Annotated in this window: 12 protein-coding genes and 1 pseudogene; 8 read left to right on the forward strand and 5 right to left on the reverse strand. The window is 70.3% G+C overall.

Features of this window, described 5'->3' with window-relative positions; genetic code table 11:
• Positions 1-48: 48 nt before the first annotated feature.
• The 5 genes from OO70_RS39115 to OO70_RS39135 form a co-directional block, all read right to left on the reverse strand.
• The gene (locus tag OO70_RS39115) at positions 49-1,128 is read right to left on the reverse strand and encodes a 2-oxoacid:ferredoxin oxidoreductase subunit beta (protein WP_043682680.1); all 1,080 of its coding nucleotides are present in this window, start codon (positions 1,126-1,128) and stop codon (positions 49-51) included.
• Positions 1,121-3,049, reverse strand: coding sequence for a 2-oxoacid:acceptor oxidoreductase subunit alpha (locus OO70_RS39120; RefSeq protein ID WP_043682683.1), 1,929 nt, complete (start codon positions 3,047-3,049; stop codon positions 1,121-1,123). Before OO70_RS39120 ends, OO70_RS39115 begins: the two co-directional genes overlap by 8 nt.
• A 296-nt stretch (positions 3,050-3,345) precedes the next feature.
• On the reverse strand, positions 3,346-4,035 hold the full coding sequence (locus tag OO70_RS39125) for a response regulator transcription factor (protein ID WP_324604898.1): 690 nt from the start codon (positions 4,033-4,035) through the stop codon (positions 3,346-3,348).
• A gap of 462 nt (positions 4,036-4,497) precedes the next feature.
• Positions 4,498-5,841 (reverse strand): sensor histidine kinase, encoded by a 1,344-nt coding sequence (locus OO70_RS39130; RefSeq protein ID WP_043682686.1) that lies wholly within the window; start codon positions 5,839-5,841, stop codon positions 4,498-4,500.
• Positions 5,842-6,027: 186 nt separating this feature from the next.
• Positions 6,028-7,248 (reverse strand): sensor histidine kinase, encoded by a 1,221-nt coding sequence (locus OO70_RS39135; RefSeq protein WP_043682689.1) that lies wholly within the window; start codon positions 7,246-7,248, stop codon positions 6,028-6,030.
• Positions 7,249-7,560: 312 nt separating this feature from the next.
• Here OO70_RS39135 and OO70_RS39140 point away from each other — a divergent pair, with 312 nt between their 5' ends.
• From OO70_RS39140 to OO70_RS39170, 8 genes and pseudogenes are all read left to right on the forward strand, one after another.
• Complete coding sequence (locus tag OO70_RS39140; RefSeq protein ID WP_043682871.1) at positions 7,561-7,956, forward strand: NADH-quinone oxidoreductase subunit A; 396 nt, start codon at positions 7,561-7,563, stop codon at positions 7,954-7,956.
• A complete protein-coding gene (locus OO70_RS39145; protein WP_043682692.1) occupies positions 7,947-8,645 on the forward strand; it encodes an NADH-quinone oxidoreductase subunit B in 699 nt (232 codons plus the stop codon). The genes OO70_RS39140 and OO70_RS39145 overlap by 10 nt, the downstream gene beginning before the upstream one ends.
• Positions 8,642-10,324 (forward strand): NADH-quinone oxidoreductase subunit C, encoded by a 1,683-nt coding sequence (locus OO70_RS53040; RefSeq protein ID WP_078651728.1) that lies wholly within the window; start codon positions 8,642-8,644, stop codon positions 10,322-10,324. The genes OO70_RS39145 and OO70_RS53040 overlap by 4 nt, the downstream gene beginning before the upstream one ends.
• A complete protein-coding gene (locus tag OO70_RS39150; protein WP_043682694.1) occupies positions 10,321-11,289 on the forward strand; it encodes a complex I subunit 1/NuoH family protein in 969 nt (322 codons plus the stop codon). The genes OO70_RS53040 and OO70_RS39150 overlap by 4 nt, the downstream gene beginning before the upstream one ends.
• Positions 11,289-11,930: pseudogene (locus tag OO70_RS56935) on the forward strand (NuoI/complex I 23 kDa subunit family protein); the annotation flags it as partial. The gene OO70_RS39150 and the pseudogene OO70_RS56935, both read left to right, overlap by 1 nt.
• Positions 11,931-12,208: 278 nt before the next feature.
• Complete coding sequence (locus OO70_RS39160) at positions 12,209-13,039, forward strand: NADH-quinone oxidoreductase subunit J family protein (RefSeq protein WP_043682697.1); 831 nt, start codon at positions 12,209-12,211, stop codon at positions 13,037-13,039.
• A complete protein-coding gene (gene nuoK, locus OO70_RS39165) occupies positions 13,039-13,443 on the forward strand; it encodes an NADH-quinone oxidoreductase subunit NuoK (protein WP_043682700.1) in 405 nt (134 codons plus the stop codon). Before OO70_RS39160 ends, nuoK begins: the two co-directional genes overlap by 1 nt.
• The gene (locus OO70_RS39170; protein ID WP_043682702.1) at positions 13,440-15,434 is read left to right on the forward strand and encodes an NADH-quinone oxidoreductase subunit 5 family protein; all 1,995 of its coding nucleotides are present in this window, start codon (positions 13,440-13,442) and stop codon (positions 15,432-15,434) included. Before nuoK ends, OO70_RS39170 begins: the two co-directional genes overlap by 4 nt.
• Positions 15,435-15,440: the final 6 nt, after the last annotated feature.

The following is a 15,440-nucleotide window of genomic DNA, read 5'->3' on the forward strand; positions in this document are numbered from 1 at the left end:
TGGGCATCGCGCCCAGGCCCTCCGTGTGAACGGAACCTTCCGGACCCGTCACCCCACAACAGTCCAGGTATCCCCACCCGCCAACAACGCAGCCAGGTCACCCTTCCCGTTCTGCACGATCGCCGTGTCCAGCTGGTCGGCCATCTGTGTGTCGTACACAGCCCGTTCCACGGACCGCAGCACCCCGATCGGGGTGTGGTGCAGGGTGTCCGGGTCGGCCAGCCGGGACAGGGCGAAGGCTGTCGTCGGAGACGTCGCGTGGGCGTCGTGCACCAAGACCTGCGCCTCGTTCTCCGGGGTCACGTCGACCACCTTCAGGTCGCCCGTCGTCGCATCCCGCACCACACCCCGCGCACCCTCCGCCCCGAAACGGATCGGCTGCCCGTGTTCGAGGCGGATCACCGCCTCCTCGGCCTGCTGGCGGTCCTTCAGCGCGTCGAAGGCGCCGTCGTTGAAGATGTTGCAGTTCTGGTAGATCTCGACGAGGGCGGTGCCGGGGTGGGCGGCCGCCTCGCGCAGGACCTGGGTGAGGTGTTTGCGGTCCGAGTCGATCGTGCGGGCCACGAAGGACGCCTCGGCGCCGATCGCGAGGGACACAGGGTTGAAGGGGGCGTCCAGCGAACCCATCGGCGTCGACTTCGTGATCTTCCCGATCTCGGAGGTCGGTGAGTACTGGCCCTTCGTCAGGCCGTAGATCCGGTTGTTGAAGAGGAGGATCTTGAGGTTGACGTTGCGGCGCAGGGCGTGGATCAGGTGGTTGCCGCCGATCGACAGGGCGTCGCCGTCTCCCGTGACCACCCAGACGCTCAAGTCCCGCCTGGACGAGGCGAGTCCGGTCGCGATCGCGGGGGCCCGGCCGTGGATCGAGTGCATGCCGTACGTGTTCATGTAGTACGGGAAGCGGGAGGAGCAGCCGATGCCGGAGACGAAGACGATGTTCTCCTTGGCGAGGCCCAGTTCCGGCATGAAACCCTGTACCGCCGCGAGGATCGCGTAGTCACCGCAGCCGGGGCACCAGCGCACTTCCTGATCGGACTTGAAGTCCTTCATGGACTGCACTGCCTCGGCCTTGGGGACGAGTGAAAGCGCCTCGATCGTGCCCGTGCCTTCCGTGGACGTCTCAGCCATCGATGGCCTCCTTGAGAGCCGTGGCGAGCTGCTCAGCCTTGAACGGCATGCCGTTCACCTGGTTGTACGAGTGCGCGTCCACCAGGTACTTCGCCCGGACCAGCGTGGCGAGCTGACCGAGGTTCATCTCGGGGATCACCACCCTGTCGTAGCGCTTCAGGACCGCGCCGAGATTCCGCGGGAAGGGGTTCAGGTGGCGGAGGTGGGCCTGGGCGATGGACTCGCCGGACCCGCGCAGGCGGCGGACCGCCGCCGTGATCGGGCCGAACGTCGAGCCCCAGCCCAGGACCAGCGTCCGCGCCTCGTGCGGGTCGTCGACCTCCAGATCCGGTACGTCGATGCCGTCGATCTTGGCCTGGCGGGTGCGGACCATGAAGTCGTGGTTGGCGGGGTCGTAGGAGATGTTGCCCGTGCCGTCCTGCTTCTCGATGCCGCCGATGCGGTGTTCGAGTCCGGGGGTGCCGGGGATCGCCCAGGGGCGGGCGAGGGTCTGCGGGTCGCGTTTGTAGGGCCAGAAGACTTCCGTGCCGTCGTCCAGCGTGTGGTTCGGGCCCTGTGCGAACTGGACGGTGAGGTCCGGGAGTTCGTCGATGTCGGGGATGCGCCAGGGCTCGGAACCGTTGGCCAGGTAGCCGTCCGAGAGGAGCATCACCGGCGTGCGGTACGTCAGCGCGATCCGCGCCGCCTCGAGCGCCGCGTCGAAGCAGTCCGCCGGTGTGCACGGGGCGACGATCGGGACCGGCGCCTCACCGTTGCGCCCGAACATCGCCTGGAGGAGGTCCGCCTGTTCGGTCTTGGTGGGGAGGCCGGTGGAGGGGCCGCCGCGCTGGATGTCCAGGATGAGGAGGGGGAGTTCCATCGACACCGCGAGGCCGATGGTCTCCGACTTCAGCGCCACACCGGGGCCGCTGGTCGTCGTCACCGCGAGCGAGCCGCCGAAGGCCGCCCCCAGCGCCGCGCCGATGCCCGCGATCTCGTCCTCGGCCTGGAAGGTCCGTACGCCGAAGTTCTTGTGCCTGCTCAGTTCGTGCAGGATGTCGGACGCCGGCGTGATCGGGTACGAGCCGAGGAAGAGGGGGAGGTCCGCCTGTTGGGACGCGGCGACCAAGCCGTAGGACAGGGCGAGGTTCCCGGAGATGTTGCGGTAGGTCCCGGTCGGGAACGCGGTGGCGGCCGGCGCGACCTCGTAGGAGACCGCGAAGTCCTCCGTCGTCTCGCCGAAGTTCCAACCCGCCCTGAACGCCGCGATGTTGGCCGCCGCGATCTCGGGTTTCTTCGCGAACTTCGACTTGAGGAACTTCTCCGTGCCCTCGGTCGGCCGGTGGTACATCCACGACAACAGGCCCAGCGCGAACATGTTCTTGCTGCGCTCGGCCTCCTTGCGGGTCAGGCCGAAGTCCTTCAACGCCTCGACGGTGAGGGTCGTGAGGGGGACGGGGTGCAGGCTGTAGCCGTCCAGCGAGCCGTCGTCGAGGGGCGAGGCGGGGTAACCCACCTTCTGCAGCGCGCGTTTGGTGAACTCGTCCGTGTTGACGATGATCTCCGCGCCGCGCGGCACATCGGCGATGTTCGCCTTCAGGGCGGCCGGGTTCATCGCGACCAGCACGTTGGGCGCGTCGCCCGGGGTCAGGATGTCGTGGTCGGCGAAATGCAGCTGGAACGACGAAACCCCCGGCAGGGTGCCTGCGGGGGCGCGGATCTCGGCCGGGAAGTTCGGCAGGGTGGAGAGGTCGTTCCCGAAGGACGCCGTCTCCGAGGTGAAGCGGTCACCGGTGAGCTGCATACCGTCACCCGAGTCACCGGCGAACCGGATGATCACCCGGTCCAGGCGTTGGACCTCCTTCACCCCCGCCGGTTTGCGTTGTTCCCCGACGACGGCTCCGTCGGCCTGCTCCGCTGGGCTACTGACCTGGCTGGTCACTGAACTGGACCTCCTCTTCGAGGACGCTGTCCGGGCATGGTCGTCACGCCGACCCTCCCAGGATCAACCCTACGTCTGTAAGGGTCGCCTTCCTTCGGCTGTTCGCATGATGGACGCTGTTTTGAGACGGTTCGACGCCCTGACTTGTCATGATTTCTCGCCCCCCGACGCTTCCCTTGAAGACGCTCCTGTGCATTGTCCGGTTCTCGAACTCGGCTGACGGCCGGCTGACAGTGAACTGACGGCGGTGAACAACCGCCGGTCGGCGACCGGGCAGCTGACACAGTGTCAGTTTGTCAGGAGTTGAGGTAGGTGAGCACGGCCAGAACACGCCGGTGATCCCCGTCACTCGGCGAAAGTCCCAGCTTCAGGAAGATGTTGCTGACGTGCTTCTCGACCGCGCCGTCGCTCACCACCAGCTGCCGGGCTATCGCGGAGTTCGTCCGCCCCTCGGCCATCAGCCCCAGCACCTCGCGCTCCCGCGGGGTGAGTCGCACCAGCACGTCCTGCTTACGGCTGCGCCCGAGCAGCTGCGCGACCACCTCCGGGTCGAGCGCCGTACCCCCCGAGGCCACGCGCACCACCGCGTCGACGAACTCGCGCACCTCGGCCACCCGGTCCTTCAGCAGATAGCCGACGCCGTGGGTGGAACCGGCCAGCAGTTCGGTGGCGTAGCGCTCCTCCACGTACTGCGACAGCACGAGCACGCCGAGACCGGGATGCGCCTTGCGCAGCTCCACCGCCGCGCGGACACCTTCGTCGGTGTGGGTCGGCGGCATGCGCACATCGGCCACGACCACGTCCGGCAGTGCGCCCTGGTCGGCCAGCTCGGTGATGGTCTTGACCAGCGCGTCCCCGTCGCCCACCCCGGCCACCACGTCGTGCCCGCGGTCGGTCAACAACCGGGTCAGGCCCTCCCTGAGCAGCACTGAATCCTCGGCGATGACCACCCGCACCCTGTCCTCCACGATGTTCGGCCCCCCCATAGCCTGCCCTGCCGTTCCGCGCCGGCCGCGCCCTGTTCGCGTCCGTCCGCACGACAAGCCCAGCATTCCAGTATTCGGACCGCGGTGCGTCCGGGCGACTGGAATAGGGGGGTGGTGGGGTGGGTTCAGGCCAGCGAAATCCGGCCTGTGCGGTGTTTGGTTCTCAGGGGGGTGGGGTGGGGTGGAGGTGCGGTGGGTCTGGGCTGTCGGGCGGTCGCTTTTCAGCGTTCGCTTTTGAGTGCGGGCCGGCATCAACCAGCCCGTCCGGCGGTCGTTCTTCAGCGCGGGCCGGCATCAACCAGCCTGTCGGGGCGTTCGCTTTTCAGCGCGGGCCGGATACATCCAGCCCGTCCGGCGTTTGAGGACGAGGCCCCTTCAGGGCCGAAGGGGGGTCTGGGGGCGCAGCCCCCAGGGGGCCGGGCAGGGGGCTCAACTCCTCAACCCCGCACCCCTTCACCCCCCTCACCCCCGCCACGGCAGCTCCGCCGTGATCCGGGTAGGCCCCCCCGCCGGCGAGTCGACCACCAGAATCCCATCCACCGCATCGAGCCGCCCGGCAAGACCGGCCAACCCCGAACCGCCGGAGGCATCCGCGCCGCCCACCCCGTTGTCCACGACCTGAAGCATCAGCCGGTTCTCCACCCGCCACACATCCACCGCGGCCCACGTCGCCTTGGCGTGCTTGCTGATGTTCTGCAGCAGCTCGGAGACGGTGAAGTACGCGATCCCCTCGATCGCGGCCGCCGGCCGCGCCGGCAGATCCACGTCCACCTGCACCGGCACCGTGCAGCGCGAGGCGACGGAGGACAGGGCGGCGTCGAGCCCCCGGTCCGTCAGCACCGCCGGATGGATCCCGCGCGCCAGATCCCGCAGCTCCTGCAACGCCGTCTTCACCTCGCCGTGCGCCTCGCCCACCATCCGCGCCGCGGCCTGCGGGTCCTCGGTCAGCTTTTCCTTGGCCAGCCCCAGATCCATTGCCAGAGCTACGAGGCGAGCCTGCGCCCCGTCGTGCAGATCGCGCTCGATCCGTCGTAGATCCGCCGCCGCCGTGTCGACCACGACACCCCGGTCCGACTCCAGCTCCACGACCCGTGTCGCCAGCGTCGACGGTCCGAGCAGCCCGTGTACCAGAAGCCGGTCCACCAGCGTCAGCGCTCGCACGATCCACGGCGTGGCCAGGGTGAACAACAGTCCGATCAGCGCGGTCACGGTGATCTCGAAGGGGTTGTCCAGATAGATCCGGTGGTGCTCGTCGCCGTAGAGCTGAAGGCCGCCCCCACCGCCGTACATCGGGAAGAGCCAGAACCACAGCGGGTACGTCAGGAGGGCCCAGCCGTACGCCCAGAAGTTGAGGGCGACGACGAAGGAGAAGACCGCCCAGGGGAAGTGCAGCACCGCGTACAGCAGGTGGCGCCAGGACGTGCCGCTCTTGAGGACGGCGCCCATCCAGGCCATCGGGCCGTTCTTCTTCATCCGCAGCGGCTCCGGGTCGGCGATGTCCAGGTCGAGCAGCCGGCGGGCCCGGGCCCGCTCCAGCGCGCCGAAGCCGCGGCAGCCGGCCAGGGCGCAGGCCAGGACCGGAACGCCGAGGAACGTGATGAGCAGGCCCGCTCCCAGCGACACCATCGTGACCGCGTAGGTGAAGAGCAGGATGCTGATCGGCAGGCTCAGCAGGACGTAGCCGAACTCGCGCCAGTGGCGCGCCTCCAGGGGGGCGCGCAGCGCGGTCGGCAGCCGACGCCGGCGCCGTTCGTCGAGGTCGAACGTGCCGTGCGGTCCGTACCCCTGCCCGTACTCCGTGGCCATTGACGTCGTCCTGTTCTAGTCGTTTCCGCAGCCGTGCTGTCGTATCTCCAGACTGCTCGGCCGCAGGTCCGCGGACCATGGAGTCCGTCGGCCTCTCGGGAGGGGGGTTTTCCCTACCCCCGGGTTTTCCCGTGTCCCCGGCGGGGAGTCGAGGACGAACAACAGCCCCTCGGGCAGGGGGTTTTGCTACCTCTGGCCGCCCGGCTCGGCGGTCCGCTCCCGCCACGGCAGCTCCGCCGTGACCGTCGTGGGTCCGCCGGGCGGGGAGTCGAGGACGAACAGGCCGTCGACCGCGCCGAGGCGGTCGGCGAGGCCGCGCATCCCCGTGCCGCCGTCGAGATTGGCGCCGCCGCGGCCGTCGTCCCACACCTGGATGAGCAGCCGGTCCTCCGCCCGCCACACGTCCACCGACGCCGAACGGGCGCCGCTGTGCTTGCTGATGTTCTGCAGCAGCTCGGAGACGGTGAAGTACGCGATGCCTTCGATCGCCGCCGCCGGGCGCGCCCCCAGATCGGCCGTCACCTTCACCGGCACCGTGCAGCGCGTGGCGACGGAGGAGAGCGCCGCGTCGAGGCCGCGGTCGGTGAGGACGGCGGGATGGATTCCGCGTGCCAGATCCCGCAGTTCCTGGAGTGCGAGCTTCACCTCGCCGTGCGCCTCGTCGACCATCGCGGCGACATGCTCGTCGGCCTGACCTTCGAGCAGTTTCTCCTTCGCCAACCCCAGCCCCATCGCCAGATTGACCAGCCGGGCCTGCGCCCCGTCGTGCAGATCGCGCTCGATCCGTCGCAGGTCGGCCGCCGCCGTGTCGACCACGACCCCGCGGTCGGACTCCAGTTCGGCGATACGGCGCTCCAGCTCGTCGGAGGGGGAGAGGAGGCCACGCACCATCGCCCGGTCCGCGTTCGCCAGCCCCCGCGCGATGAACGGCAGCACCGGCCACAGCACGAACAGCGAGGTCAGCGTGATCGTGAAGGTGACGATGCCCCACGGCAACCGCATCCCGTCGTACAGCACCGTCCGCCAGCCCACCGGGTCCTTCAGCGCCATCCACACCCGTTGCAGCAGCCCGCCCCCCTTGCGCAACGGCAACGGGCTCGGCTCGTCGATCCGCAGCCCGAGCAGCCGCCGGGCCCGGCCCCGCTCGAACTTCCCGATCAGCCGCGCGCCCATCAACCCCAGCGCGAGCAGCGGGAATCCGACCACGGTGATGGTGAGCAGCGAGCTGGTGAACAGCACCGTCGCCACGTACACGAAGCCGAACACCGACATCGGCAGATTCGCCAGGAGATGCGCGATCTCCTTCCAGGTGTGTCTGTCGTAGGCGAAACGGGCCGGTGGCAGGGGCTCGTCGAGCTTCTCGCCGCCGGATGCCGCCGGGTCGGCGTAGGGGATGCGTACGGTCATACGGGCCAGGGTGCCGCGCGGCGCGCCCCGGCGCCATGAGGTCCGCCGCCCCGGTCTCCTGGGGAAAACCCCACCACCGGCATCTCGGGCGGATCTCAAGCCGTGACGGGCTGCTTACGGTCCCTTTAACAGGGCCTAGACTCCCGTGCGTACAGATCGTCGAACACAGAGTTCACATGGGTCACCGGGGTACCAGGGGCACCGGGGTACCGGGCCGCACTGCCGGCCACCGGCGAAGAGGAGGGGTCGGACTTGCGGGAGACGTTGCCAGGGACCTTGCCGGAGACCTTGTCGGGGACCTATCGGGGGACCTTGCGGGAGCCGACCGTGGTCGTCGCGGCGGACTACTTCCGGTCCTACTCCGTCGTGGGCCTGCTCGCCGTCGTCGGCGTCCTCTTCGTCGCCGTGGCCTTCGGCGCGGGCCGCCTGCTGCGCCCGGTCGTCCCCACCCCCGAGAAACTCCTGACGTACGAGTGCGGCGTCGACCCCGTCGGCGAGGGCTGGGCCCACACCCAAGTCCGCTACTACGTCTACGCGTTCCTGTACGTCGTCTTCGCCGTCGACTCGATCTTCCTCTTCCCCTGGGCCACGGTCTTCGCCGCGCCGGGCTACGGCGCGGCCACCCTCGTGGAGATGTTCATCTTCCTCGGCTTCCTCGCCGTGGGCCTGCTGTACGCATACAAGAAGGGCGTCCTCGCATGGACGTGACCCCCGAGCCCGTGTCGTCGCCGGAGCCGGTGTACCTCCCCGAGCCGAAACGCCTGGGCGCCCTCGCCCGCCTCGCCCCCGAACCGATGAAGGTGGTCCTCAACTGGGGCCGCCGCTACTCCCTCTGGGTCTTCAACTTCGGCCTCGCCTGCTGCGCCATCGAGTTCATCGCCGCGTCCATGGCCCGCCACGACTTCATCCGCCTCGGCGTGATCCCCTTCGCACCGGGCCCGCGCCAGGCCGACCTGATGGTCGTCTCCGGCACGGTCACGGACAAGATGGCCCCCGCCGTGAAACGCCTCTACGAGCAGATGCCGGAACCGAAATACGTCATCTCGTTCGGCGCCTGCTCCAACTGCGGCGGCCCCTACTGGGACTCCTACTCCGTCACCAAGGGCGTCGACCAGATCATCCCGGTCGACGTCTACGTCCCCGGCTGCCCACCCCGCCCCGAAGCCCTCCTCCAGGGCATCCTCAAACTCCAGGAGAAGATCGCCCGGGAGTCGCTGGGGGAGCGGTACGGGTATGGGTCGGGGTCCGGGTCTGCGGGGGCGCGCCCTTCCACGGCGGCACTGCAGAGCGGGTTGGTGACGGCACCGGCACCGGCGGCGGCGGGTGAGTCAGCCGAGGGCTCATCGGCTACGGCTACGGGCTCGTCCTCCGACCCGGCCTCGGGGGATGCCCGATGACCGCCGTCGGCTGGCTGCCCGCCCCCACCGAGGAACTCTTCGGCACGGAGGCCACGGCCGAGCAGTCGTACGAACTCCTCACGGTCGACGTACCGCCCACCACCTGGCTCTCCGCCCTGCGCACCGCCCGCGACGACCTGGGCTGCACCTACTTCGACTGGCTGAGCGCGGTCGACGAACCGGGCACCGGCTTCCGCGTCTCGGCCCACGTCGTGGCACTGGCACCGGTACGCCGTCTCCTCGTCCGTACGACAGTCCCGCACGAGAACCCGGCGCTCCCCACCGCCGTGGACATCTACGCGGGCGCCGCCTGGCACGAACGCGAGACCCACGAAATGTTCGGCGTCGACTTCGAGGGCCACCCGGCACTGGACCACCTCCTCCTCCCGGAGACCTTCGAAGGCCACCCCCTCCGCAAGGATTTCGTCCTGGCGGCCCGCGTAGCCAAGGCCTGGCCCGGCGCCAAGGAACCGGGCGAGTCCGACCACGGCGGCCCCAAACGCCGCCAGATGCTCCCACCAGGCGTCCCCGACCCGAACGAATGGGGCCCCCTGAAGGGCCAACTCCCCCCGGCCCCGGCCCGCCCGGCCCGAGGCGCAGCCCGAGCAGCGGGTGAGCGTCCAGCACGCGTGGTGGGTGAGCGCCCGCCCCGAGCAGCGGGTGAGCGTCCTGCGCAGGCGGTAGGTGAGAGTGGAGCTCCAGCAGTAGGTGAGCGCCCGGTACGCGCGGCAGGCGAGCGCCCGGTACGGCGCGCTCGTTCGGCGTCGGAGGGCTCGGTGAGCCAGGCGACACCGGGCGGGGGTGCGGTGCCGTCGGGTGACAGGGCCGCGCCATCGGTGGGACGTGACGTGCCGACGGCCGCGGGGCAGGGCCAGCCGGCCAAGGGCGGGCCTGTGGCGTCGGCGGGCGAAGATGCAGCGTCGCCGGTGGAGGGTGCGGTGCCGGCGACCGAAGGGCAGGCTCAGTCGGCCGAGGGCGGCCCTGCGGTGCCCTCGGCGGGGCCGCGCCGGGCGCGCAGCGCGAGCGAGGGTTCGGTGAGTCAGGGCCGGGATACCGGTACCGGTACCGGTACCGGTACCGGTACCGGTACCGGTACCGGTACTGAAACCGGCACAGGGTCTGGAACCGGGGAGCAGGTTTCGGCGCCCCCGGCCTCACCGCGCCGCACACGCAGCGCCTCGGAAGGCTCGGCGAGTCAACAGACGCCGGGCACGGCAACCCCTCGACGGTCACGCAGCGCGAGCGACGGCTCAGCTTCGCAGCAGGCTCCGGCACCAGCGCCTGCGCCTGCGGAACCGGCACCGGCACCGGCACCGGCACCGGCAGCAGAGCCAGCACCGGCGCCCGCAACAGAACCGGTACCGGAAGCGGCACGGGAGGGCACCCCCACCAAGCCCCCCACCGCCCCCCGCAGCGCGGACGCACCATGGCACCACGCCCGCCCAGCCTTCGACGAGCCGGAGCCCGAGGCGGGGTCGGGGTCGGAGCCGGAGTCAGCGGAGTCGAAGCCGACGCCTGCCGCGAGGCCGGCCGACAGGCCGTCAGGCGAAGCCGACTCGGCCACAGCTGAACCCGCCCCGGCCGCACCCGCACCCGCCGAACCCACTCCGGAAGCAGCCGACCCCGCTCCCGGCGCAGCCAACCCCACCCCCGACACCCCCGCAGGAGGCCCGCAGTGAACGACGCGCTCGACGTCGCCCTGCGACTCCTGATCGTCTTCGTCGTCTTCCTCACCTTCCCCCTGATCGTCGGTCAGACCGAGCACAAGGTGATGGCCCACATGCAGGGCCGCCTCGGCCCGATGTACGCCGGCGGCTTCCACGGCTGGGCCCAACTCGTCGCGGACGGCGTGAAGTTCGCGCAGAAGGAAGACATCGTCCCGGCGGGCGCGGACCGCCGTATCTTCCAACTCGCCCCCGCTGTCGCCCTCCTCCCGTACCTGCTCGTCCTTCTCGCCATCCCGATCGGCCCCGGCGAGGGCGCCGTCGGCCAGGTCCTGGACGCGGGCATCTTCTTCGTCCTCGCGGTGATGGGCGTGAGCGTGCTCGGCTCCCTCATGGCTGGCTGGGCCTCCGCCAACAAGTTCTCCCTCCTCGGCGGCCTCCGCACCGCCGCACAACTCCTCGCCTACGAACTCCCCATGCTGCTCACCGCCGCCTCCGTGGCGATGGCAGCCGGCACGGTCTCACTCCCCGGCATCCTCGACGCCTTCCACTGGTGGTGGCTGCCCTGGCAGCTCGTCGGCGCGATCGTGTTCTTCGTGGCGGGCCTGGCCGAACTCCAGCGCCCTCCCTTCGACATGCCCGTCGCCGACTCCGAGATCATCTTCGGCGCCTACACCGAATACACCGGTCTCCGCTTCGCCCTCTTCCTCCTCGCCGAGTACGCCGGAATCGTCGTCCTGTGCGGCCTGACCACCGTCCTCTTCCTGGGCGGCTGGCACGGCCCGTGGGGCGCGGACGGCCTCGGCTGGGTGTGGACCCTGCTGAAGACCGCACTCCTCGCCTTCGTCGTCATCTGGCTCCGCGTCACCTATCCCCGCCTGCGCGAGGACCAGCTCCAGAAGCTCTCCTGGACCCTCCTCGTCCCCCTCTCCCTCGCTCAGATCGCCCTCACCGGCATCGTGAAGGTGGTGTTCCTCTGATGTCCCCGATCCCCGGCTCCGGCCTGGCCAAGGGTCTGGCCGTCACCCTCCGCACGATGACGAAGAAGACCGTCACCGAGCAGTACCCGGACACCCAGCCCGATCTCCCGCCCCGCACCCGCGGAGTCATCGGCCTCTTCGAGGAGAACTGCACGGTCTGCATGCTCTGCGCCCGCGAGTGCCCCGACTGGTGCATCTACATCGACTCCCACAAGGAGACGGTCCCGGCGGCGGCCCCCGGTGGCCGCGAGCGCAGCCGCAACGTCCTCGACCGCTTCGCCATCGACTTCTCCCTGTGCATGTACTGCGGTATCTGCATCGAGGTCTGTCCTTTCGACGCGCTGTTCTGGTCCCCGGAGTTCGAGTACGCCGAGACCGACATCCACGAACTCACCCACGAACGCGACAAGCTCCGCGAGTGGATGTGGACCGTCCCGGCCCCACCCGCCCTCGACCCCGGCGCCGAGGAACCCAAGGAGATCGCCGCCGCCCACAAGACAGCCGAGAAGCTGGCCGCGGCACAGGCCGCCGCGACTCAAGCCGCAGCACCGGCCGCAGCACCGGCCGCGACTCAGGCCGCACAGGTCCCGCAAGCCGGCGAGGCCGAAGAGGTCGCCCAGGCCCCGGAGGCCACCGAGGCCGCACCGACCAAGCCGGCAGAGGTCACGTCGACCAAGCCTGCGGAGACCATGCCTGCCAAGCCGGCAGAGGCCGCGTCAGCCAAGCCGGCAGGGACTGCGGCGGCCAAGCCGGTAGAGGCCGAGCCTGCAGAGGCCGCGTCAGCCAAGCCCGCAGGGACCGCGCCGACCAAGCCCGCAGAGGTCACACCGACCAAGCCCACAGAGGCCGCCCCGCCCCGCCCCGCCGAGGCCGCCCCGACCGAACCCGCCGACCCCACCGAGCCGCCGGAGGGACAGTCGTGACCCTCGCCGCCATCGCCTCGGCAACCGCGACCACTGCCCCGGCAACCGTCGCCGCCACCCACCCGCACGGCTTCCTCTCCCCGACCGGCGCCGAGATCGCCTTCCTCCTCGTCGGCCTGGTCACCTTCGGCGCCGCCCTGGTTACCGTCACCACCAAGCAGCTGGTGCACGCCGCTCTGTGGTTGGTGGTCGCCCTCGGGGGCCTCGCCGTCGAATACCTCCTGCTCACCGCCGAGTTCATCGCCTGGGTGCAGGTCCTCATCTATGTCGGTTCCGTCGTGGTCCTCCTTCTCTTCGGTCTGATGCTCACCAAGGCCCCCATCGGCCGCTCGCCGGACGCGGACTCCGGCAACCGGTGGGCCGCCCTCGCCGTGGCCGTCGCCGCCGCGGCGGCCCTGGTGTGGGTCGTCGTCGACGCCTTCCGCGCGACCTGGATGGACCTGGACGGTCCGGCCGCCGGCTCGACCGCGGTGACCGGCGCGAGCCTGTTCCAGAACTGGGTCCTCCCCTTCGAGGCCCTCTCCGTCCTTCTCCTCGCGGCCCTGGTCGGCGCGATCGTCCTGTCCCGCAAAGCGAAGGCGGAGTCGAGCTCTCCCCCTGTGAACTCCCGGGGTGCGACCGGTAGTTCCCCATCCGTCCCGGATTCCCGCAATCACACGTTCGGGCGAAATGGCCGGTCTCAAGGCAACGATCCGACCGAGCGGAACACCCCGTCACAGCTGAAGAACCCCACCGAGCTGAAGAACCCCACCGAGCTGAAGAACCCCACCAAGCTGAAGAACCCCACGGAGCACAACAACCCCACCGAGCAGAAGGGAGCCCGCTGATGCACCTCGTCTATCCCGCCGTGCTCTCCGCCCTCCTCTTCTGCACGGGTATCTACGGCGTCCTCGCCCGCCGCAACGCGATCCTCGTCCTGATGTCGGTCGAGCTGATGCTCAACGCCGTCAACCTGAACCTGGTCGCCTTCGACGTCTGGCTCAGCAGGACCGCCGACGAGAAGCTGCACTCCGGCCAGGCCCTGACCCTGTTCACCATCGCCATCGCCGCCGCCGAGATCGGCATCGGCCTGGCGATCGTCCTCGCGGTCTACCGGGGCCGCGGCACCTCGGACATCGACAAGCTCCGCGACACCGCCGAGGGTTACGAAACCGACGGCCCCGACAGCGACGCCGTTGACGGCGACGGCACCGAGCCCCCCGCGGCCGAGAAGGCTGAGGCCACCGCGTGACCACGACCACCCTCGCCGTCCTCGTCCCTCTCCTCCCGTTCCTGGGCGCCGCGGCCGGCCTGCTCCTGGGCCGCACCGCCCCCGGTTTCGTCCGCCCGCTCGCCGTGCTGCCGACGCTCGCCGCGCTCGCGCTTGCCGCGGTCGTCGCCGTACGCCAGGGCGGCGACGCGGCCATCGACTCCGCCACCGAACTCACGCCCACCGGCTCGGTCCCCGTCGAACTCGCCCTGCACATCGACGGCTTCGCCGCCCTCGTCGCCGTCCTGGTCGGCTTCGTCGCCACCTGTGTGCAGATCTACTCGACGGGCTACCTGCGCGACGACCCGCGCTACCCCTCGTACGCCGCCCTCGTCTCCCTCTTCACCTCCGCGATGCTCCTCGTCGTCTACTCCGGCGACCTGATCGTGCTGCTGGTCGGCTGGGAAGTCATGGGCATCTGCTCCTACTTCCTCGTCGGCCACTACTGGGAGACCCCGGAGGCCCGCGCCGCCTCCATCAAGGCCTTCCTCGTCACCAAACTCGGCGATGTCCCCTTCCTGATCGGCCTGTTCGCGCTCGCCACCGACGCCGGGTCCTTCCGCATCACCAAGGTGCTCGGCACCGTCGCGGGCGGCGGGCTGCACCACCCGACGCTGATCGCCCTGCTGCTCCTGGCCGGGGTGGCGGGCAAGTCCGCGCAGTTTCCGCTGCACACCTGGCTCCCCGACGCGATGGCGGGCCCGACCCCCGTCTCCGCGCTGATCCACGCCGCGACGATGGTCGCCGCCGGTGTCTACTTCATCGCCCGTCTCCTCCCGGTCTTCGAGGCCTCCTCGGCCGCGATGGTCGTCCTCGCCGTCATGGCCGCCGTGACGATGGCCGGCTCGGGTCTCGCCGCGCTCGCCCAGGACGACATCAAACGCGTCCTCGCCTACTCGACGATCGGCCAACTCGGCTACATGACCGGCGCCCTAGCCGTCGGCGACCGTGGTGCCGCCGTCTTCCACCTCCTGTCCCACGGCGCCTTCAAGGCACTGCTCTTCCTCGCGGCCGGCGTGATCATCCACGCCTCCGGCACCAACTCGCTGGCCGCCATGTCCCGCATGGGCAACCTGCGCGCCCGTGTCCCCGACGCCTTCTGGACGATGACCGTGGCGCTCCTCGCGCTCGCCGCGATCCCGCCGTTCAGCGGCTTCTTCTCCAAGGAGTCCGTCCTCGGCGCCGCCGAACACGCGGCCACCGAGCACACCTCACACATCCCCGGTGCCGCGGGCTGGATCGTCCTCGTCGCCGGCCTGCTCACGGCCCTGCTCACCGCCGCGTACGCGACACGCCTGTGGCTGCTCGCCTTCCACGGCCGGGGAGTTGAGGCTCCCGACCACGGTAGGCAGCCCGTGGCGATGAACGCCGTGCTGTGGGTGCTCGCCGTTCCGTCCCTCGCCCTCGGCGGACTCGCCTACCGCGTGCTCCCCGACTGGTTCGACGGCCGCGACCTGACCCCGACGCTCACCACATCGGTGCTGGGCACGGGCGTCGCTCTGGTCGGCGGCATCCTCACCTACGGCGCTTGGCGGCACACCACCGCGCTCGCGGCCCGCGCACCGATGGGTGCGGTCGCGGCCCACCCGGAGGGCGACGCCGGACTCGTCGAGGCCGAGGCCATCGCGAGCCACACCGCCGCCTACGGAGACGTGGCCTCGGCACCCGACCCGGCGGACCCGGGCCGCCTCCTGCTCGGCCCGCTGCACCGCCACGCGGCCTCCGGCTTCCACCTCGACGCCGTGTACGCGGTGCTGTTCGTCCGCCCGGTGATGGCGGCGGCGAGTCTCGTCCGGTTCCTCGACCGCGAGGTCGTCGACACCTACGTAAGCGGCGCGGGCACCCTGCCCCGCCTGCTCGGAGCCGCCGTACGGCGCGCCCAGACCGGCAATATGCAGACCTATGTGAGCGCGCTGCTCGCCGGCACCGTCGTCCTGACGGTCGCCGTCCTCCTCGTCGCCACGGGAGCGTGAGCAGGC

This window comes from Streptomyces xylophagus (genome assembly GCF_000716435.1).
GTDB lineage: Bacteria > Actinomycetota > Actinomycetes > Streptomycetales > Streptomycetaceae > Streptomyces > Streptomyces xylophagus.

Excerpts from the sequence above, each read along its gene's own strand:
- nuoK (WP_043682700.1), top strand. The coding sequence starts at position 13,039 with ATGCACCTCGTCTATCCCGCCGTGCTCTCCGCCCTCCTCTTCTGCACG.
- OO70_RS39130 (WP_043682686.1), bottom strand. The coding sequence starts at position 5,841 with ATGGCCACGGAGTACGGGCAGGGGTACGGACCGCACGGCACGTTCGAC.
- OO70_RS39115 (WP_043682680.1), bottom strand. The coding sequence starts at position 1,128 with ATGGCTGAGACGTCCACGGAAGGCACGGGCACGATCGAGGCGCTTTCA.
- OO70_RS53040 (WP_078651728.1), top strand. The coding sequence starts at position 8,642 with ATGACCGCCGTCGGCTGGCTGCCCGCCCCCACCGAGGAACTCTTCGGC.
- OO70_RS39125 (WP_324604898.1), bottom strand. The coding sequence starts at position 4,035 with ATGGGGGGGCCGAACATCGTGGAGGACAGGGTGCGGGTGGTCATCGCC.
- OO70_RS39145 (WP_043682692.1), top strand. The coding sequence starts at position 7,947 with ATGGACGTGACCCCCGAGCCCGTGTCGTCGCCGGAGCCGGTGTACCTC.
- OO70_RS39135 (WP_043682689.1), bottom strand. The coding sequence starts at position 7,248 with ATGACCGTACGCATCCCCTACGCCGACCCGGCGGCATCCGGCGGCGAG.